Annotated in this window: 16 protein-coding genes; 13 read left to right on the top strand and 3 right to left on the bottom strand. The window is 55.6% G+C overall.

All coding sequences use genetic code 11. The annotated features are described in order from the left end of the window. Positions 1-6: 6 nt before the first annotated feature. From KTJ90_RS11020 to KTJ90_RS10990, 7 genes are all read left to right on the top strand, one after another. On the top strand, positions 7-804 hold the full coding sequence (locus KTJ90_RS11020; RefSeq protein WP_039660385.1) for a GolD/DthD family dehydrogenase: 798 nt from the start codon (positions 7-9) through the stop codon (positions 802-804). Positions 805-859: 55 nt separating this feature from the next. After that, positions 860-1,795 (top strand): D-ribose ABC transporter substrate-binding protein, encoded by a 936-nt coding sequence (locus tag KTJ90_RS11015; RefSeq protein ID WP_003848377.1) that lies wholly within the window; start codon positions 860-862, stop codon positions 1,793-1,795. A gap of 45 nt (positions 1,796-1,840) precedes the next feature. Beyond that, entirely contained in the window at positions 1,841-2,452 is a 612-nt protein-coding gene (locus tag KTJ90_RS11010) for a DUF2291 family protein (protein ID WP_003848375.1), read from the top strand. A 10-nt stretch (positions 2,453-2,462) separates the two neighbouring features. Then, on the top strand, positions 2,463-3,995 hold the full coding sequence (locus tag KTJ90_RS11005; RefSeq protein WP_003848372.1) for a sugar ABC transporter ATP-binding protein: 1,533 nt from the start codon (positions 2,463-2,465) through the stop codon (positions 3,993-3,995). A gap of 152 nt (positions 3,996-4,147) precedes the next feature. Beyond that, positions 4,148-5,215 (top strand): ABC transporter permease, encoded by a 1,068-nt coding sequence (locus KTJ90_RS11000; protein ID WP_110411497.1) that lies wholly within the window; start codon positions 4,148-4,150, stop codon positions 5,213-5,215. 11 nt (positions 5,216-5,226) lie between these two features. Continuing rightward, positions 5,227-6,024, top strand: a complete 798-nt coding sequence (locus KTJ90_RS10995; RefSeq protein WP_003848368.1) for an SDR family oxidoreductase — start codon at positions 5,227-5,229, stop codon at positions 6,022-6,024. A gap of 174 nt (positions 6,025-6,198) precedes the next feature. Beyond that, the gene (locus KTJ90_RS10990; RefSeq protein ID WP_186336223.1) at positions 6,199-7,632 is read left to right on the top strand and encodes a YchO/YchP family invasin; all 1,434 of its coding nucleotides are present in this window, start codon (positions 6,199-6,201) and stop codon (positions 7,630-7,632) included. Between the two features lie 69 nt (positions 7,633-7,701). Here KTJ90_RS10990 and KTJ90_RS10985 read toward each other — a convergent pair whose 3' ends face one another. Then, positions 7,702-7,902 carry a hypothetical protein gene (locus KTJ90_RS10985; RefSeq protein ID WP_238343213.1) on the bottom strand — a complete coding sequence of 67 codons (201 nt, stop codon included), beginning with the start codon at positions 7,900-7,902 and terminating at the stop codon, positions 7,702-7,704. A gap of 91 nt (positions 7,903-7,993) precedes the next feature. After that, the gene (locus KTJ90_RS10980; RefSeq protein WP_033743259.1) at positions 7,994-8,488 is read right to left on the bottom strand and encodes a MarR family winged helix-turn-helix transcriptional regulator; all 495 of its coding nucleotides are present in this window, start codon (positions 8,486-8,488) and stop codon (positions 7,994-7,996) included. 890 nt (positions 8,489-9,378) lie between these two features. Between KTJ90_RS10980 and KTJ90_RS10975 the strand changes: the two genes are divergently transcribed. Next, positions 9,379-10,935, top strand: a complete 1,557-nt coding sequence (locus KTJ90_RS10975; protein WP_039660381.1) for a putative bifunctional diguanylate cyclase/phosphodiesterase — start codon at positions 9,379-9,381, stop codon at positions 10,933-10,935. Positions 10,936-11,011: 76 nt separating this feature from the next. Here the strand turns inward: KTJ90_RS10975 and KTJ90_RS10970 are convergent, their stop codons facing one another. Continuing rightward, positions 11,012-12,085: a porin gene (locus tag KTJ90_RS10970; RefSeq protein ID WP_499024541.1), complete on the bottom strand. Its 1,074-nt coding sequence runs from the start codon at positions 12,083-12,085 to the stop codon at positions 11,012-11,014. 926 nt (positions 12,086-13,011) lie between these two features. Between KTJ90_RS10970 and KTJ90_RS10965 the strand changes: the two genes are divergently transcribed. The 5 genes from KTJ90_RS10965 to astE are packed head-to-tail and all read left to right on the top strand — an operon-like array spanning position 13,012 to position 19,097. Continuing rightward, positions 13,012-14,232: an aspartate aminotransferase family protein gene (locus KTJ90_RS10965; RefSeq protein WP_003848361.1), complete on the top strand. Its 1,221-nt coding sequence runs from the start codon at positions 13,012-13,014 to the stop codon at positions 14,230-14,232. Then, a complete protein-coding gene (gene astA / locus KTJ90_RS10960) occupies positions 14,229-15,260 on the top strand; it encodes an arginine N-succinyltransferase (RefSeq protein WP_008926171.1) in 1,032 nt (343 codons plus the stop codon). Before KTJ90_RS10965 ends, astA begins: the two co-directional genes overlap by 4 nt. After that, complete coding sequence (gene astD / locus KTJ90_RS10955; protein WP_008926172.1) at positions 15,257-16,726, top strand: succinylglutamate-semialdehyde dehydrogenase; 1,470 nt, start codon at positions 15,257-15,259, stop codon at positions 16,724-16,726. Before astA ends, astD begins: the two co-directional genes overlap by 4 nt. Beyond that, complete coding sequence (gene astB, locus KTJ90_RS10950; RefSeq protein WP_008926173.1) at positions 16,723-18,051, top strand: N-succinylarginine dihydrolase; 1,329 nt, start codon at positions 16,723-16,725, stop codon at positions 18,049-18,051. Before astD ends, astB begins: the two co-directional genes overlap by 4 nt. A 50-nt stretch (positions 18,052-18,101) precedes the next feature. Further along, positions 18,102-19,097, top strand: coding sequence for a succinylglutamate desuccinylase (gene astE / locus KTJ90_RS10945; protein ID WP_003848357.1), 996 nt, complete (start codon positions 18,102-18,104; stop codon positions 19,095-19,097). The last annotated feature ends 135 nt before the right edge of the window (positions 19,098-19,232 follow it).

Below are 19,232 nucleotides of genomic sequence, written 5' to 3'. Positions count from 1 at the left end.
AGTGGGATGAGTGGCGAATATGACGTAAACCTGCGCTACGGCGTAGATACCGCAATGAATCTGGCTGACAAAGTGGCGGTGGTGACCGGTGGTTTGGGCGGTATCGCCATGGCGACGAATGGCATGTTGCTGGAGAAGGGTGCGCGTCTGGCTCTGCTCTATCCGCCGTTTGAAGCGGAGAAGGTTGCCAGTCTGCAGGCGGATTTTGCGGCCGATCGGGTGCAGTTTGTCTGCTGTGATGTCACCGATCCCGCATCGGTGGAAGAGGCGTTTGACGCGGTCGTTTCACATTATGGCCGCATCGATATCCTGGTGAACTGCGCGGGCTACGTGATGCTGCAACCCGTGATTGAAACCGATTTTGCCGAGTGGCAGAAGCAGATCGCGGTGAATCTTACCGGGCCTTTTCTCTGCTCGCAGGCAGCTGCAAAGCTGATGATCCGTGCCGGTGCGGGCGGCAAAATTATTAATATCGCCTCTCAGGCGGCGTCCATCGCTATCGATAACCATGTCGCCTACACCTCCGCCAAAGCAGGTCTGCTGGGCATGACCAAAGTGATGGCCAAAGAGTTTGCGCCGCATCGCATCAACGTGAACACCCTGTCGCCCACCGTGGTGCTGACGCCTATGGGCGAGAAAGCCTGGCGAGGCGAGAAGGGCGAGCAGATGAAAAAACTGATTCCGCTGGGCCGCTTTGCCTATACCGATGAAATTGCCGCCGCCGTTCTGTTCTTCGCCAGTAACGGCAGCGACATGATTACCGGTGCCGATTTAATGATCGATGGTGGATTCACTATCTGGTAATGCCAGCCCAACATCCGGGACTTCATACCCTGCCATAACGATAAGAGAGAACATCATGAAAAAACGTACCCTGCTTTGCACTGCCGTGGCTGCCTGTCTGGTTTCGCAGGCGGCGTTTGCCGCCGAAAAAGGCACCATTATGATTCTGGTTAACTCACTCGATAATCCCTACTACGCCTCCGAAGCCAAAGGCGCCAATCTCAAAGCGCAGGAACTGGGTTACAAGACCACGGTGCTGTCGCATGGCGAAGATGTGAAGAAGCAGAGCGAACTGATTGATGCCGCTATCGGTAAGAAAGTGCAGGGTATCGTACTGGATAACGCCGACTCCACCGCCAGCGTGGCGGCAATTAAAAAGGCTAAAGATGCCGGCATTCCGGTGGTTTTAATTAACCGTGAAATCCCGGTCGATGACGTGGCACTGGCGCAGATTACCCATAACAACTTCCAGGCAGGTTCCGATGTAGCCAACGTCTTTGTTGAGAAAATGGGCGAAAAGGGCAAATACGCCGAGCTGGCCTGTAACCTGGCCGACAATAACTGCGTCACCCGTTCAAAGTCATTCCATCAGGTACTGGATCAATATCCTGATATGCAGAGCGTGGCGCGTCAGGATGCGAAAGGCACGCTGATCGACGGCAAGCGCATTATGGACAGTATTCTGCAGGCGCATCCGGATGTAAAAGGGGTGATCTGCGGCAACGGCCCGGTTGCGCTGGGCGCGATCGCTGCGCTCAAGGCGGCCGGGCGCAACGATGTGATTGTGGTGGGCATTGATGGCAGTAACGATGAACGCGATGCAGTGAAAGCGGGCACGCTGAAAGCCACCGTGATGTTGCAGGCCCAGGCGATTGCCGCCGAAGGTGTCACCGATCTCGATAATTTCATTCAGAAGGGCGTGAAGCCGGAAAAACAGCGTGTGATGTTCCGCGGCATTCTGATTACCCCGGAAAATGCCAAAAACGTCCAGGACTTCAACTACAAGTCGTAACTAAACGCTGCCGCGCCTGCATTAGCGGGCGCCAGGGAGAAGAAGATGTCCCGAAGAGTCTGGCTGACGCTGGTGGTCTTACTGTTAAGCGGCTGCAAAATTGTGTCGCAGCAGGAGCTGGCTGACCTGAAAAATCCACCCAATCCAAAAATGGCTAACATCGACCAGCTGTGGCAGCAAAAACTGGTGCCGCAGGTCCAGGCAGAGGCGAAACCGCTGGCGACGCTGATGAAGTCGCTGCAGTCTGCCAAAGACTTTGACAGCGCCTGTCAGACTTATGGCTATCGCAGTCAGGCTGAGAATCCGTGTGTCTTTAGCGTCTCGGTTCGCGGTGAGGTGACCGCGGTAAACACAACGTCGCGCAGCGGAAAAATGACGGTGAAAGACGAATCAGGTGACAGTGTCACTATTCAGACCGGGCCGATTATTCGCGGGACCGCGTTGCGCGATGCCTATAAAGGTGCGAGCTATCAGGACTTTAATGACCAGGTGCTGTTTGGTGACTACGGTAAGGCGATCAACCAGCACGCTTCCACCCTGATGCAGCAGTTCGCGCCGAAAGTGGGCGATAAAGTGAGTGTTTCCGGTGTGTTCAGTAGCTGGGATATTCCGCAGCAGTTGCCGGATATCACCCCGGCTGCGATTACCCGGCAATAAGGAGCGGCAGATGCAAAACCCTCAACCGCAACCGTCCGGCGACGTGATTATCGAAACGCGCAATGTGTCGCGCCTCTATCCCGGTGTGACTGCGCTCGATCAGGTCAGCTATCGGGTTTACCGCAACAAAGTGAATGTCCTGATTGGTGAGAACGGGGCCGGTAAGTCCACCATGATGAAGATGCTGGCGGGAGTGGAAACACCGTCGTCGGGTGAGATTCTGCTGGATGGCAAAGTAGTCTCACTCAATTCCACACATCAGGCGGAAAAACAGGGTATCAGCATCATTTTTCAGGAGCTAAACCTGTTTCCGAACATGAACGTGATGGACAACATTTTTATCGCCAATGAGTTTTTCCAGCGCGGTGTAATCAATGAAAAGTATCAATACGCGCTGGCGAAGTCGCTGCTGGACCGGCTGCAACTGGATGTCGATCCCTACGCGCCGCTGGGCGAGCTGGGCATTGGTCATCAGCAGTTGGTAGAGATCGCCCGCGCGCTGTCGAAGGATACCCGGGTGTTGATCATGGATGAGCCGACCAGCGCCCTGAGCCAGTCGGAAGTCAAAGTGCTGTTCAGCGTTATCGACCAGCTGAAGCGGCGCGGCGTCACCATCATCTACATCTCTCACCGGCTGGAAGAGCTGATGGAGATTGGCGACCACATCACCATTTTCCGCGATGGCCGCTTCATCAGTGAGCGTGAGGTGCGCGACGCCAGCGTGCCCTGGATCATCGCTCAGATGGTGGGTGATAAGAAAAAACAGTTCGACTATCAGCCTGCGCCACAAGGGGAAACGGTGCTGGAGGTCGAGGGACTGACCGCGCTGCATCAGAACGGCGGCTACAAGCTGAATGAGGTCAGTTTTACCCTGCGCAAAGGCGAGGTGATTGGCATTTATGGACTGCTGGGGGCCGGACGTACTGAGTTGTTCAAGGGGCTGATTGGCCTGATGTCCTGTCAGTCGGGCCGGGTTCGGCTGGCCGGTAAAGATCTGGCGAAACGCAGTTTCCAGCAGCGGCTGAAAAGCGGCATCGCGCTGGTGCCTGAAGATCGCAAGGGCGAAGGGGTCATTGAACTGATGTCGGTGACGGCCAACATGACGCTTTCTGACTTCAGTCTGCGCGGTTTTCGCCGGGCGCTTGGGCTGCTGAATCCGGGCCGGGAGCATCAGCGGGTGAATGAGATGATCGGCCATCTGGCGATCAAGGTCAGCGATCCTGACCTGCCGGTGACGGCGCTGAGCGGCGGTAATCAGCAGAAGGTGGTGCTGGGTAAAGCGCTGATGACCGGACCGCAGGTGGTGTTACTCGATGAGCCAACGCGCGGCATTGATGTGGGCGCTAAAACCGACGTCTATCACCTTATTGGCAACCTGGCGCAGCAGGGGCTGGCCGTGATGTTTTCATCGTCCGAACTGGATGAGGTCATGGCGCTGGCAGACCGCATTTTAGTGATGGCCGATGGCAGGATCACGGCCGATCTGCCGCGCGCAGCGGCGACGCGGGAACATCTGATCGCGGCATCAACCCCGCAGGATTAAGCGCCTTATTTTATTTGTCAGTCTGAAGCGGGGCAGTGCTCACCATCCTCACGTACTGCGTGTACGTTTCGGTTGTTATGCGCTGTCCCTGTCCCGACTGCCTGCAACGATTACGCGAACTGGAACAGGCTCTAAGCTGGCCGGAGAATGTCATGAACCAAAAATATCTGCTTTATATGTATTTGCTTAAAGCGCGCACTTTTATTGCATTGCTGATAGTGGTCGGCTTTTTCAGCGTGATGGTGCCAAACTTTCTGACGCCCTCCAACCTGTTGATCATGACGCAGCACGTGGCGATTACCGGACTGCTGGCGATTGGTATGACGCTGGTGATCCTCACCGGCGGTATCGACCTTTCGGTGGGCGCGGTCGCGGGGATTTGCGGCATGGTGGCGGGTGCGCTGCTGACCAATGGCATTCCGTTGTGGGGCGGCAATACGCTATTTCTCAACGTGCCTGAAGTCATTCTGGTGGTGGCCATCTTTGGCGTGCTGGTGGGGCTGATTAACGGCACGGTGATCACCCGTCTGGGCGTGGCGCCCTTTATCTGCACCCTGGGAATGATGTATGTGGCGCGCGGTGCAGCGTTGCTGTTCAACGACGGCGGCACCTACGCCAACCTGATAGGGCTGCCCGCACTGGGCAACACCGGTTTTGCGCTGCTTGGCTCCGGCACTGTACTGGGTGTTTATCTGCCTATCTGGCTGATGCTCGGCTTTTTACTGCTCGGCCTCTACCTGACACGCAAAACCCCGCTGGGTCGTTATATCTATGCCATCGGCGGCAATGAGTCCGCCGCACGTCTGGCGGGCGTACCGATTATCAAAGTAAAAGTCTTCGTCTACGCCTTTTCTGGCCTTTGCGCCGGTCTGGTCGGGCTGGTAGTGGCCTCGCAATTACAGACCGCACATCCGATGACCGGCAATATGTTTGAGATGGACGCCATTGGTGCCACGGTACTCGGCGGTACGGCGCTGGCAGGCGGCCGTGGGCGGGTTTCCGGCTCGATTATTGGCGCGTTTGTTATCGTCTTTCTGGCGGATGGCATGGTGATGATGGGCGTCAGCGATTTCTGGCAGATGGTCATTAAAGGCCTGGTGATTGTGACTGCGGTGGTGATCGACCAGTTCCAGCAACGTCTGCAAAGCAAAGTGGTGCTGCTGCGTCGCCATGAAAAAAAGCAGCAGGCAGCGCCTCTCACTGATGTCCGTCACACATAACAGGAGCAATTATGAGCCGCGAACAACGTGGAAAAACAGTGGTGATTACCGGTGCCTGTCGCGGCATTGGTGCCGGGATTGCGGCGCGTTTCGCCCGCGACGGGGCCAGGCTGGTGATGGTGTCAAATGCTGACCGGGTCTTCACGACCGCCGACCAGATTCAGCAGCAATATGGCAGTGAGATTCTGGCGCTGCAGGTCGATGTCACGGATGAAGCGGCGGTGCAGCAGCTCTATCAGCAGGCATCTGAGCGCTTTGGTCAGATTGACGTCTCAATACAGAATGCGGGTGTGATCACCATCGACCGCTTTGACACCATGCCGAAGAGCGACTTTGAACGGATTCTGGCGGTGAATACCACCGGCGTCTGGCTCTGTTGTCGTGAAGCGGCAAAATATATGGTGCAGCAACGCAGCGGCAGCCTGATCAACACGTCATCCGGGCAGGGACGGCAGGGCTTTATCTACACGCCGCACTATGCCGCCAGCAAAATGGGCGTGATTGGCATTACGCAGAGTCTGGCGCTGGAGCTGGCGCCGTGGAATATCACTGTCAACGCTTTCTGTCCCGGCATCATCGAAAGTGAGATGTGGGATTACAACGATCGTGTCTGGGGTGAGATCCTCAGCAGCGAGGAGAAAACCTACGGCAAAGGTGAGCTGATGGCGGAGTGGGTGAAAAACATTCCGCTGAAGCGCGCCGGTCAGCCGGAAGACGTGGCGGGACTGGTGGCCTTTCTTGCCTCGGACGATGCGCGCTATATCACCGGGCAGACCATTAACGTGGATGGCGGGTTAATCTTCTCCTGACAGAGGCTTTTCTGCGTTGGGCCTGCGTTAAATGCAGGCCTTATTGAGTGCGGATTTTTCTGTTATATGCACAATTTGCCGCTGCTGTCCTGCATCACCGTCACAATATGTTAAGGTAAGTGCTAATGATTTGTCTTTAATCACAGCAACGAACTGATCAATGTGCCGGGTGACATGATACGGAAAACAGGAGTTCTCTCTTTGATTGCGCTGTCGCTGACTGCGACGCAGAGTGCTCGCGCTTTCCAGACTGAAACAGCGGTGTCCGAAACGCCCTTCGATGATCCGGCGCGCTACAGTGCATCGCTGCCGACGCTGGGCGGTGCCAGCGATCAGGATGAAGAGTGGAGCAAAAAGCTGGCGGCCGTGGCCAAAAGTATCGGGGAAGCCAGTAACAACAGCGACAGCAATGTCACGTTTGGTCAACAGGCGGGTGTCTGGGCGTTCAATCATCTGCGGGATGAAGTGGCGGGCCGGGTTGAGAGCGAAGGGCAGTCACTGCTTTCCCCATACGGCAACGCGCAGCTGGACCTGAAAGTCGATATGAACGGGAACTTCGCGGGCACCGGTGGCGATCTCTTTAGCGCCCTGTCCGATGAGAACAGCCTGCTCACCTTCAGCCAGCTTGGCCTGCACGATACCGATGATGGTCTGGTTGGCAACGCGGGGCTGGGACAACGCTGGGACGCGGGTGACTGGCTGCTGGGCTATAACGGTTTTATTGATCGCACCTTCAGCAGCGGCCTGCAACGTGCATCGGTGGGCACAGAGGCGTGGAGCGATTCGATGCGCTTTTCTGCCAACTACTATCAGCCGCTTTCCGGCTGGAAAAACCTGAATGATTCACAGCAGCAGCGCATGGCGCGCGGCTATGACATCACCAGCCAGAGCTATCTGCCTTTTTATCGCCAGCTGGGTGTCTCGGTGAGCTATCAGCAATATCTGGGTGAGAATGTCGATCTGTTTAATAGCGGCAACCGTTATCACAACCCCTCCGCCATGTCGTTTGGCCTCTCCTACACGCCGGTGCCGCTGGTCACCTTTTCAGCCACTCACAAAGCCAGTAGCGCTGGTGAAAGCCAGGATCAGCTGGGGCTTAAACTCAATTATCGCTTCGGCGTGGCGCTGAGCCGTCAGCTTGATGCCGGTAATGTCGCAGAGGCGCGCTCCCTGCGCGGCAGCCGTTATGATACCGTGACCCGCAGTGATACGCCGGTGCTCTCATTCCGTCAGCGCAAAACGCTCTCCGTATTTCTGGCAACGCCGCCGTGGCAACTGAGCAGTGGCGAGAGTCTGCCGCTGAAGCTGCAGGTGCGGGCCAGCAATGACATCAGGGCGGTAAGCTGGCAGGGTGATACGCAGGCGCTGAGCCTGACGCCACCGGCCAATAATGCCGATCCGCAGGGCTGGAGTGTCATCTTACCGCAATGGGATCCCTCACCAGAGGCCAGCAATGAATACCGCCTGTCGGTAACCCTTGAGGACAGCAAGCAGCAGCGTGTGACCTCTAACTGGATTACCTTAAAAGTTGAGCCACCCATGGGCCTGGACACGGCTCCGCAGAACGATCGTTATGATTTGATGGCGCCTGCTGGTGCAGCACTTTAGCGGGTAAGCTCTGCTAAAAGAGAGGAAGGAGGGCGGTCTGGAACGCCGTCAGGCAGAGTGATCTGATGATCAGTTAACCAGTTTTGTCACAACGCGAACGGCTTTGGCGTAAATTTCTCTCTGGCCGTTGAACGATCGCGCCTGTTGAGATTGCAGAAATGCGATGATTTCCAGTACACCCGCACTCTGGCCTGACTTCAGCAGGCTTGATACAGCATGGCCGACAACGGCATGGACATCATCCATATCCCCCGGTTTATCGCTACTCAAAAGAAACTCCAGCGGTAACTGGTTGGCTGAATTGCGCATAACGAAATACGCTGATTATTTAACATGTTCATTCGTTTATCAAAAGCCCCTTTCATGGCAGAGCCCTGAGCAATTTTTCGCGCAGCATGGCGACCTGGGTTGTCAGCAGGCCGAGCTCACTACAGTCAGTATCCATTACCGACACCATATCCGCCGGGACGCCAGCCGCGTCGATTTTAAGCTGGTGGCCCTGTTCTGTCAGAGAGATGAACACCCGGCGCTCATCGTTACCGGTGTCACGCTGGCGGCAGAGGATGCCCGCACCTTCCAGCCGCTTCAGAAGCTGGCTAAGCGTGCCGGAATCGAGCCGAACGCGGGCACCAATCTCAGAGACGGTCAGGCCATCTTTTTCCCACAACACCAGCAGCACAAGATATTGCGGATAAGTGAGTCCCAGCGGTTTTAGCCGGGATTGATAGAGCTTTGTCATGGCAAGTGAGGCGGAATAGAGCGCAAAGCAGAGAAACTGATCAATGGTTTCAGGCGCTGCGCTGGCGGGAGGCGTTTCAGAGTTCCCCGCGATTTCGTCATTCATACTTTTACTCATTCTGAGTCGGGGGAGATAAAGCCCGATGACGGGCAGTTTGCCAGCCTTGAATTCTCGCTAAGTGTCTCAGGAGAAATGGCTTGTTGCAGCCTCTCTTTGCTGGTGTCAGACATCAGATGTTCAGGCGCTATCGCGACGGAGGGAGCAGGCTACAGTGCACGTCTGACTGAAAGAAAGCACAGTATTGAGTCAAACTAAATTGAAGTCAATATAACCGGATGTACCTTCCGGCTTACCTCGCGCTTATTGATGTAATACAGAGTAAATCGACTGCAAAATTTAAGCACTTTGGCGGGCTGACAGGAGCACATTGCCCGTGTAATCGACCTTCGGTGTCAGCCTTTCCGGGAATCGGGTGTGCTTTTAACGCGTCAGGGCGCGGCGTCCAGCTGCTGGCGATTTTATTATTTCCGTTAAGGACCACTGCGCACGAGTGTCCAGAGAAATGAGAGGTTTTCCGTCCCTCTGTCTCATGCGTTCACCCTGTTGTAATCGGGTGGATAGACATAAGCGGCCAATAGATTGATAAACCTGTTTTTATCGTCTGATGCCAGGGCTTGCTTTCCTCAGAATACCCGCAAGCTGTTCACACTGCTTAAGCGGTTAAAGCCGTCCGTGTTCACAAATATAACTGGACTGGCCTGTTAATTTTGCCCGCGCTGCCGATAGAACACTCAGCAGGATTGATAACGGAACCGACATGTTCGGGGCTCCGCCGATCGTTTGTCTTGCTGCCGTAAGGCTGAGAACGGGCGAATGCTATGTCCAGACATAGCGGAGGCGGGCTTATTGCAGACGGCTTAACTGATAGGGTATGAGAAGTACGCCCCGGTTTTTTTACTGATCATTAAAACAAAACTCTGATACTTGCCATCACCGGGAACTAACGCATGCGCCTGAAACTTTTCTGGCTCGCAATGCTGAATATTGCGACCATTATTTTACTCTCCACACTGTGGGAGTTTGGGCTTGAAGCGCGGATTTGCCGCCTGCTAGGCCTGGGCTACGATACAAGTTTTGAAATCAGCGAGCGATTGCGGTTTATTCTCACCTCCTCCTCGTTTGCCGGGCTGGCGATGGTTGTTCCTGCGCTGCTTATCGCGGGGCTGATTCGCAAAACCCGAAGGGCGGAAAAAAACGCACTCAGGCTAGCCGGAACCGATGAGCTGACCGGTGTTATGAACCGCCGATCCTTCAATGCACACATTGCTTCGCTTAAAGCATGCGGCGCGGCCTACACTCTGACTCTGCTGAACGTTAATCACTTCAAGAGTATCAATGATCTGAATGGCCATCGTCAGGGTGACGCGACCCTGATCGCACTGGCTGATCTGCTGACCGCTTCGGCAGGCAGCACGAGCAAGGTGTTTCGTGTGGGCGGGGATGAATTCGCCATTGTTGCCGAAGATTCACAGGCTGAGCAGGCGCAGACTTTCGCCGAAAGTTTATGCGAACAGGCAGCATCGATACGGACAGGGCCGCACACCTTTCTGAGCCTCTCAGCAGGCATTGCAAGTTCCGCCTGTACGGGGCAGGCTGATGTCATGCGGGCGGCCGACCTGGCGTTATATGAAGCGAAGCAGGATAAGTGCTCTCATCTGGCACGATTCTCCCCGGACATGGAGCTGCGCTTTCGCCAGCGTGAATGGCTGGAGCAGGAGGTGGTGGCCGCCGTCAGCGGTCACGCCATTGTTCCCTTTCTCCAGCCGCTGGTCTCTTTGCGCACCGGAAACATTACCGGTTTTGAGATACTGGCACGCTGGATCACTGCGTCAGGCCAGACGGTTTCACCCGCAGAGTTTCTGCCGGTGGTGGAGCGACTGGGGCTTATGGACAGTATGACCGTGGCGCTTCTGCAGGATGCGGTCAGTGCCACCCGTGCATGGCCCGCCGGGCTCTGCCTGTCGCTGAACATCACTCCGGAACAGCTGCTGAGACCGTCACTCACCAGCTGTCTGTCTCGCATTATGCAGCATGCCGGACCGGTAATGCTGGAACTCGAAATCACCGAACAAAATGTTATGGCCATTTCCGATGATGCCCGCGAGGCGATTCGTCAGCTGAAAGAGACAGGTATCGGCGTGGTACTGGATGATTTTGGCACCGGCTATTCCAACCTGTCGGTATTGCTGGGGCTGGGTATTACCAAAATCAAAATTGATCAGTCATTTATCGCCGGCATCGTGACCGGATCGGAGCAGCGGAAAGTCGTTGAAACGCTACTGGCGCTCTGTCAGGGGTTGAATGTGGTGATCACGGCAGAGGGGATAGAAGATGTCGCCACGCTGAGATGGCTGAGAAAACGCGGCTGTGATTACGGTCAGGGCTATCTTTTCAGTCGTCCGGTGCCTGCCGGACAGGCAACCACGCTGCTGGCGTCTGCCAATGTGGAAGAACTGATGCAGGAAGCGACGGTAGCCGTCAGCTTAGTCAGGGCACTGGGTTAACGCCGCGTGACGGTGTCTGAAGTGTGGCGTGAGACAATAAACGGGCCTGGCGTGAAGTGCCAGGCCCATAATGACATCAGAACTGGTAAATCAGACCCAGCGCGGTAATGTCGTCGGTTGCCAGACCCAGCGGATTGTTATCTTTCAGCAGGTTAATGCGGTATTCACCATAAACCGACATGTTCTTGTTGAAGTAGTAAGTCGCACCCACTGCGGTGTATTTAATGATGTCGGCATCGCCGACATTCTCAATGTCCTTGCCCTTTGATGAGACGTAACCCAGGGATGGACGGAAACCGTTCAGGAACTGGTACTGCGCCACAGCTTCAAAATTCTGCGCTTTGTTAGCGAAGCCGCCGCTAATTGGGGTGGCATTCAGGGTCTCACCGTACATGGCGGCCAGATAAACCTGGTTCGCATCATATTTGACCGACGTCGCCCAGTGCTGGGCTTTCTCGCCTTCACCACGTGCGGCTCTGTTTTGCGCGGTCGTGCGATCAAGACTGGCAAACGCGCCAGCGAAGCTCAGACCGAAATCAAAGTCATAAGACGCGGACAGGGCGAAACCATCACCGTTGGAGCGACGTACGCCATCGATATTATTGCTGCGGTCGTTTTTGCCCTGATACTGCGCTGCAAGGTTTAATCCGTCTACCAGACCAAAGAAATCACTATTACGCCAGGTGAGCACGCCGGTTGAGCGGCCAGAGAGGAAGGCATCGGTATAACCGGAGTCGCCGCCGAAGAATGGCAGCATATCCGTATAGCTCAACACGTCATACACCAGGCCATAGTTGCGGCCATAATCCAGCGATCCCGCCTGGCCAAACTTCAGGCCTGCATAACCCAGACGGGTACGGTTGGTCGCCTGCGCATCACTGCCTTCGGAGTTGTGAAGGCTGTACTGATACTGCCAGAAACCATAGCCAGTGAGTTGATCAGTAATCTTTGTCTCACCTTTAAAACCAAAGCGGGCATAAGAGGAGGTATCACCGTTGTTATTATTATCATCTGAAAAAAGGTGAGATACGTTAATCTTGCCGACCAGATCCAGCTTATTGCCATCCTTGTTATAAACTTCTGCGGCCTGTGCGGAGGAGAGACCGATCAGTAACGGCATAACAACCGCCAGTGAAGTGCGCTTCATCATTTAATTATTATCCTGTCTTCATTAATTATTATTCCCCTGATGCGGGGCGAAAAGAAAATGACACAAAAAGATAAATTTACAAAGTGGAATATAAGTAACAAAATGTGATTTAGATATTCCGCAGGCAGGAAAGCGATAGAGAAGGAGATTAACTGAAAAGATAATAAGATTTTCTTCTTATATAAAATTATGGGTAATTTTAACTTAATCCTTTATAATCATGGGTTTGATTTGTTCCAGGGTGACATTAACAAATCCCGTCTGTTCATTTTTAAATCAACGCGTTCAATGCATTAATTATGAGTAACAGGTGTAGAAGAATAAAATTGTAATGTTTTTATTCTAACCATTAGCGTGCATATTAATATCTGAACATATTTTAATGAATAATATTTTTATTCCATATAATCACGCCAGAAATAATCTTTCCAGTCACTGATCAAATTATCGTCTGGTTGCTGATTAATTAATCAGGTTCAGATGCACGGATCTCTGCGTCAGTCGCGATAAATGAAATTATTTTGTTAAATCTAAACGATCAGCGTCTTTTGGAAGGATGACTCATCGATCCCGCGCTGCACCAGTGTGAGGCAAACCGCGCTAAAACAGGGCGCCGGCGGGGGTTTTCTGGAGAGATAATTTATCAGCGATCACAAAAGCGATATTTCATCCCGTGAATGCATAATTCCGCTGTTTAAAACCCGGCTATGCCGCTGCAATCAGACAATTATTCACTATATATGCAAATTAAGTGAATATTGATTGGTTGTAAGTTATTGATATTACGTTGTGAAGACCATTTTATGCATTAATTCTCTGGCTGGCACGTTAACTGCACTCTACAGTAGGGCAGCATTACAACATCTTTTAACAATTTTAAAACATAAGCTTTACCCAGCCGGTAAAGTCACGCAGGAGAATGGGTTATGGCACTGCACGTTTCACGTCACGATTTCGATCAATGGATGATGCCGGTTTATGCACCTGCGACCTTTATACCGGTTCGCGCGGAAGGCTCCACCGTCTGGGATCAAAACGGCAAGGATTATATCGACTTTGCTGGTGGCATTGCCGTCAATGCGTTAGGACATGCGCATCCGGCTTTACAACAGGCGTTGCAGGACCAGGCCGCACGGTTATGGCACACCGGGAATGGCTACACCAACGAACCGATCCTGCGGCTGGCGAAACAGTTAATTGACGCCACTTTTGCTGACCGTGTGTTCTTCTGTAACTCCGGCGCGGAAGCGAACGAAGCAGCCCTGAAACTGGCGCGTAAAGTGGCGCATGACCGGGTCGGGCCGCATAAAAGTGGTATCGTGGCGTTCAAAAATGCGTTTCACGGACGCACCCTGTTTACTGTGTCAGCCGGAGGGCAGCCCGCTTACTCAAAAGATTTTGCACCGCTGCCGCCAGAGATTCAGCATGCGCCATTTAACGATCTGGCCGCTGCGGCTGAACTGATTAATGACCACACCTGCGCGGTGATTGTTGAACCGATTCAGGGTGAGGGCGGCGTGTTGCCTGCCGATCCGGCGTTTCTGCGCGGACTGCGTGAACTTTGTGATAAGCATCAGGCCGTGCTGATTTTTGATGAGGTGCAGAGCGGCGTTGGCCGCACCGGCTCGCTTTACGCCTACATGCATTATGGTGTCACGCCGGATGTACTCACCAGCGCTAAAGCGCTGGGCGGCGGCTTCCCGATTGGTGCGATGCTGACCCGCGAAGATCTCGCAATGGTGATGGGCGTTGGCACCCACGGCACCACTTATGGCGGCAATCCGCTGGCGGGTGCGGTGGCCGGTAAAGTGATGGAGCTGATCAATCAGCCTGAGATGATGACCGGTGTCACACAACGTCACGCGTGGATTGTTGCGGCACTGGATGAGATCAACCAGCGTCTGCATCTGTTTAAAGAAGTGCGCGGTCTGGGGCTGCTGATTGGTGCCGTACTGAGCGACAACTTTGCCGGTAAAGCCAAAGAGATCAACCTGGCCGCCGCTGAGATGGGCGTGATGGTGCTGATTGCCGGTGCCAACGTGGTGCGTTTTGCCCCGGCACTGAATATCAGTGAGCAGGAAGTGAAGCTGGGCATGGCTCGCTTTGCCGAGGTGTGTGAGCGTCTGGTCCGAGGGTCCGCATCATGATGGTAATCCGTCCCGTTGAACGCGATGACTTAAGTCAGCTGATGGCACTGGCCGGCAAAACCGGTGGCGGGCTGACCTCGCTGCCCGTCGATAGCGCAACGTTACAGGCGCGTATTGATCGATCGCTGCAGACCTGGGAGGGTACGCTGCCCCGCGCTGAACAGGGCTATGTCTTTGTGCTGGCGGACAGCGAAGATAACCGCGCCGTCGGCATCTGTGCCATTGAAGTGGCTGTCGGCCTGCAGGAGCCCTGGTATAACTTTCGTGTCGGCACGCAGGTGCATGCCTCAAAAGAACTGAATGTCTATGCCGCGCTGCCAACCCTGTCACTGAGTAACGATCACACTGGCAGCAGTGAACTCTGCACGCTATTTCTCGATCCCGATTACCGTGACGGCAAAAATGGCTACCTGTTGTCGAAATCCCGCTTCCTCTTTATGGCTAATTTCCGTGAGCACTTCACGAATCGGGTTGTAGCTGAGATGCGTGGCGTCAGCGATGAGCAGGGGCATTCGCCATTCTGGGAGAGCGTGGGCAGCCGCTTCTTCTCAATGGAATTCAGCAAAGCCGATTTCCTCAGCGGCACCGGCCAGAAATCCTTTATTGCTGAGCTGATGCCGAAGCATCCGCTCTATATTGATTACCTGACGCCAGAGGCGCAGGCGGTCATCGGACAGGTGCATCCACAAACGGCACCTGCCCGTGCCGTGCTGGAGGCGGAGGGCTTCCGCTACCTTAACTATGTCGACATTTTTGATGGCGGCCCGACGCTGGAGTGCGATATCGACCACATCCGCGCCGTGCGTAAAAGTCGTCTGCGCAGCGCTGAACGGGGTGAAAATCCGGCGGATGCGCCACTCTGTCTGGTTGCTAATAACAATTACCGCCAGTTCCGTGTGGTGCTGATCCCGGCCCATGCCGACAGCGACAGCGTGCAACTGACGGATGAACAGATGCGGGCGCTCCACTGTCAGCCGGGCGACAGCCTGCGCGTAGTGACGCTCTGCAAAGAGGAGAAAACAGCATGACGCACCTGATAAAGGGAGAATGGGTAGACGGTGACGCGGAGGTCCTGACGAAAGCGGATCCGGTCAGCGGCGAGACGTTATGGCAGGGCAAGGCGGCATCAGTCGCACAGGTCACGGCAGCCTGTGACGCGGCGCGCGCTGCCTTTCCGGGCTGGGCCAGACGCCCGCTGGCGGAACGGCAGGCGATTATTGAGAAATTTGCGGCCGGGCTTGAGGTTCACAAAACAGACCTGGCAGAAACCATTGCCCGTGAAACCGGCAAGCCACGCTGGGAAGCACTGACCGAAGTCGGTGCGATGATCAACAAAATCGGCTTTTCGGTGAAGGCGTACCATAGCCGCACCGGTGAGCAGCATGAGGGCGAAAGCTCGCTGCGCCATCGTCCGCACGGCGTGCTGGCGGTATTTGGCCCTTACAACTTCCCCGGCCATCTGCCAAACGGTCATATTGTTCCGGCGCTGCTGGCGGGCAACTGCGTGGTCTTTAAACCCAGTGAACTGACGCCGCTGACCGCCGAAAAAACGGTTGAGATCTGGCTGGCTGCGGGTTTGCCTGCAGGTGTACTGGCGCTGTTACAGGGTGGTCGGGAGACCGGTCAGGCGCTGGCAACCTGCAGCCAGATCGATGGCCTGCTGTTTACCGGCAGCGCCCATACCGGCTATCAGCTGCATCGCCAGTTTGCCGGTCAGCCTGAGAAGATGCTGGCGCTGGAAATGGGCGGGAACAACGCCCTGATAGTGGAAGATCCGGCTGACCTGGATGCCGCCGTCAATATTACCGTGCAGTCAGCCTTTATTACTGCGGGTCAGCGCTGCACCTGCGCCCGGCGTCTGCTGGTTAAACGTGGTGATGCGGGCGATGCCTTTCTGCAGCGGCTGACAGAGGTGGCGGGGCGACTGCAGCCGGCCGCCTGGAATGCTGAACCGCAACCCTTTATGGGAAGCGTGATCTCTACCGGCGCGGCAGAGAAGATTATAGGTGAGTGGCAACGGCGGGTTGATGCGGGTGGCGAGGTGCTGCTGGCGATGCGCTGGCCGGATCGTCACAGTGCCATTCTTACACCGGGCATTATCGATTTAACTGGTGTGCAGGGCATCCCGGATGAAGAGGTCTTTGGTCCGCTGCTCGGCGTAATCCGCTATGACACCTTTGACGAGGCGATAGCGCTGGCGAACCAGACCCGTTACGGCCTGTCGTGCGGATTGATATCGCCTTCACGTCAGCAGTTCGATCAGCTGCTGCTGGAAGCCCGTGCCGGTATCGTCAACTGGAACAAACCGCTGACCGGCGCAGCCAGCACCGCGCCATTTGGTGGCATCGGCGCTTCGGGCAACCATCGCGCCAGTGCCTGGTATGCGGCGGATTACTGTGCCTGGCCAATGGCCTCACTGGAGACGCCGGACCTGACGCTGCCCGCCACATTGTCGCCGGGACTCGATTTCTCCGCGCCGGAGAAGCGCTCATGAAGGCAACCGAAGCCAACTTTGATGGGCTGGTAGGATTAACGCACCACTATGCCGGGCTCTCTTTTGGGAACGAAGCCTCGACCCGCAACCAGCTGCAGCCGTCGAATCCCCGTCTGGCGGCAAAGCAGGGGTTGCTGAAGATGAAAGCGCTGGCTGATATGGGCTACGTGCAGGGCGTGATCCCGCCGCACGAGCGACCCAACATTGCGGTGCTGCGTCAGCTCGGCTTTAGCGGCAGTGATGAGCAGGTGCTGACGTCAGCCGGTAAAACCGCGCCGGGATTACTCTCCGCCGCCAGCTCCGCGTCGGCGATGTGGGTCGCCAATGCCGCTACGGTTTCGCCGTCCGCAGACAGTCTGGATGACCGGGTTCACCTGACGGTGGCGAACCTGAACAACAAGTTTCATCGGGCGATAGAAGCGCCAGAAACCGCCTGGCTGCTGCGTTCCATCTTCCGCGACGATCGCCATTTTGCCGTGCACGATGCGCTGCCGCAGGTGGCGATGTTTGGTGATGAAGGGGCGGCTAACCACAACCGTCTCGGCGGTGCCTATGGCGAGCGCGGCGTGCAGCTGTTTGTGTATGGCCGCGACAGCAGCCACGAAGGCAAAGCGCCGCAGCGCTATCCGGCGCGGCAAACCCGTGAGGCCAGCGAGGCGATTGCCCGCCTTCATCAGCTCTCACCCGAAAGCGTACTGTTCGCCCAACAGAATCCTGCGGTGATCGATCAGGGCGTATTTCATAATGATGTGATTGCGGTCAGTAACCAGCAGATGCTGTTCTGTCATCAGCACGCCTTTGTTGATCAGCCTGAACTGCTCGCGCAACTTCGGGCGCGCATCCCCGGCTTTGTCGCTCTGGAAGTGCCGGCAGACCGTGTCTCGGTGAAAGATGCGGTAGAGACTTATCTGTTTAACAGCCAGCTGCTGAGCCGTCCCGACGGCACGATGATGCTGGTATTGCCGGAAGAGTCACGCCAGCATCCGGGTGTGTGGCGCTACCTGTGTGAACAGGTCGAGGCGGATACACCACTGAAAGCTCTGAAGGTGTTTGATCTGCGCGAAAGCATGTATAACGGAGGGGGGCCAGCCTGCCTGCGTTTGCGGGTCGTGCTGACGCCAGAGGAGCAGCAGGCAGTGAATCCGGCGGTGCTGATGAACGATAACCTCTTCAGCACACTGAATAGCTGGGTTGACCGTCATTACCGCGATCGCCTGACCCAGGCCGATCTGGTCGACCCACAGTTGCTGCGTGAGGGACATGACGCGCTGGATGAACTGACGAAGCTGCTAGACTTAGGAAATGTTTACGCATTTCAGCAGTGAAGCAGGAGGCAGCACAGTCTGCCGTCTGCTCAGGGCGCAAAGGAGGAATGATGCAGGACTTTTTACAGCAAACGCTTTCCGGCGAGGTGCCGCGTAAGCGTAGTGGTGAAACGGCGCATCTTCGCTGGCAGTGGTTGTATCACGGCATACTGTTGATGGAGCCGACGGTGCCGGTTAAACAGGCGCTGGTGCTCTCTGCCGGGATCCACGGCAATGAAACGGCCCCGGTAGAAATCGTAAACCAGCTGGTTAACCCGCTGCTGCGAGGCGAAAAGCCGTTACAGCAGCGCATGCTGGTCATTCTGGGTAATCCCTCAGCGCTACGCGCCGGTAAGCGCTATGTGCGTTATGACATCAACCGGCTATTTGGCGGACGCTGGCAGCAGATTGATGATGGTGATGAGGCCCGCCGCGTGTTGCGGCTGGAGCAGGCGCTGGAAACCTTCTGGCAGTTGGGTGAGTGCGATGAGACGCGCTGGCACCTCGACATGCACACCGCCATTCGCGGCTCTTATCACCCTCAGTTCGGGGTGATGCCGCATAACGAGCGTCCCTGGCCGCCTGCATTTTTGGACTGGCTGGCCGCTGCCGGGCTGGAAGCGCTGGTGTTTCATCGCTCGCCAGGCGGTACCTTCACGCATTTCAGCTGCGAGCACTTCGGTGCGGCCAGCTGCACGCTTGAACTGGGCAAGGCGCTGCCGTTTGGCGAGAACGATCTCAGCCAGTTCAGCGCGGCGCAGCAGGCGCTGGCTTCTCTGCTCTATGGCGAAGCGATGCCTGTCGCGAGGGTGAAACCGCGTCACTATCGGGTTGCGCAGCAGATCACCCGACTGAGTGAGCACTTTACGCTGCATATGTCGCCGGAAACGCTGAACTTTACCGCGTTTCCTCAAGGGACGTTGCTGGCGGAAGATGGTAATACGCGCTATTACGTGCAGCAGGCGCGGGAATATGTGCTGTTCCCCAATCCCAACGTGGCCGCCGGGCTGCGTGCCGGACTGATGCTGATTGAAGAGGGTGAACAGACTCAGGCGCTGCCGGTGTGATAACCGTTCTTACTGTTGCAGTTCATCGGCGCTAAAAAAATCGACAGGAAAGCGGGAGATCGCCTTCCGCTTTCCAGTCGTAACCATTACACTCCTCCATGATTTCTGCCAAATTCGCTTTAAATTCATAAACTT

Origin of the sequence: Pantoea jilinensis (assembly GCF_019104105.1) — a bacterium.
GTDB classification, from domain to species: domain Bacteria; phylum Pseudomonadota; class Gammaproteobacteria; order Enterobacterales; family Enterobacteriaceae; genus Pantoea; species Pantoea eucalypti.
The sequence above is the reverse complement of the archived record's forward strand: the minus strand, read 5'-3'. Positions and strand labels throughout refer to the sequence as shown.

Coding starts and splice junctions, on each gene's coding strand:
- KTJ90_RS11020 (WP_039660385.1), top strand. CDS start 7: ATGAGTGGCGAATATGACGTAAACCTGCGCTACGGCGTAGATACCGCA.
- KTJ90_RS11015 (WP_003848377.1), top strand. CDS start 860: ATGAAAAAACGTACCCTGCTTTGCACTGCCGTGGCTGCCTGTCTGGTT.
- KTJ90_RS11010 (WP_003848375.1), top strand. CDS start 1,841: ATGTCCCGAAGAGTCTGGCTGACGCTGGTGGTCTTACTGTTAAGCGGC.
- KTJ90_RS11005 (WP_003848372.1), top strand. CDS start 2,463: ATGCAAAACCCTCAACCGCAACCGTCCGGCGACGTGATTATCGAAACG.
- KTJ90_RS11000 (WP_110411497.1), top strand. CDS start 4,148: ATGAACCAAAAATATCTGCTTTATATGTATTTGCTTAAAGCGCGCACT.
- KTJ90_RS10995 (WP_003848368.1), top strand. CDS start 5,227: ATGAGCCGCGAACAACGTGGAAAAACAGTGGTGATTACCGGTGCCTGT.
- KTJ90_RS10990 (WP_186336223.1), top strand. CDS start 6,199: ATGATACGGAAAACAGGAGTTCTCTCTTTGATTGCGCTGTCGCTGACT.
- KTJ90_RS10980 (WP_033743259.1), bottom strand. CDS start 8,488: ATGAGTAAAAGTATGAATGACGAAATCGCGGGGAACTCTGAAACGCCT.
- KTJ90_RS10975 (WP_039660381.1), top strand. CDS start 9,379: ATGCGCCTGAAACTTTTCTGGCTCGCAATGCTGAATATTGCGACCATT.
- KTJ90_RS10970 (WP_499024541.1), bottom strand. CDS start 12,085: ATGATGAAGCGCACTTCACTGGCGGTTGTTATGCCGTTACTGATCGGT.
- KTJ90_RS10965 (WP_003848361.1), top strand. CDS start 13,012: ATGGCACTGCACGTTTCACGTCACGATTTCGATCAATGGATGATGCCG.
- astA (WP_008926171.1), top strand. CDS start 14,229: ATGATGGTAATCCGTCCCGTTGAACGCGATGACTTAAGTCAGCTGATG.
- astD (WP_008926172.1), top strand. CDS start 15,257: ATGACGCACCTGATAAAGGGAGAATGGGTAGACGGTGACGCGGAGGTC.
- astB (WP_008926173.1), top strand. CDS start 16,723: ATGAAGGCAACCGAAGCCAACTTTGATGGGCTGGTAGGATTAACGCAC.
- astE (WP_003848357.1), top strand. CDS start 18,102: ATGCAGGACTTTTTACAGCAAACGCTTTCCGGCGAGGTGCCGCGTAAG.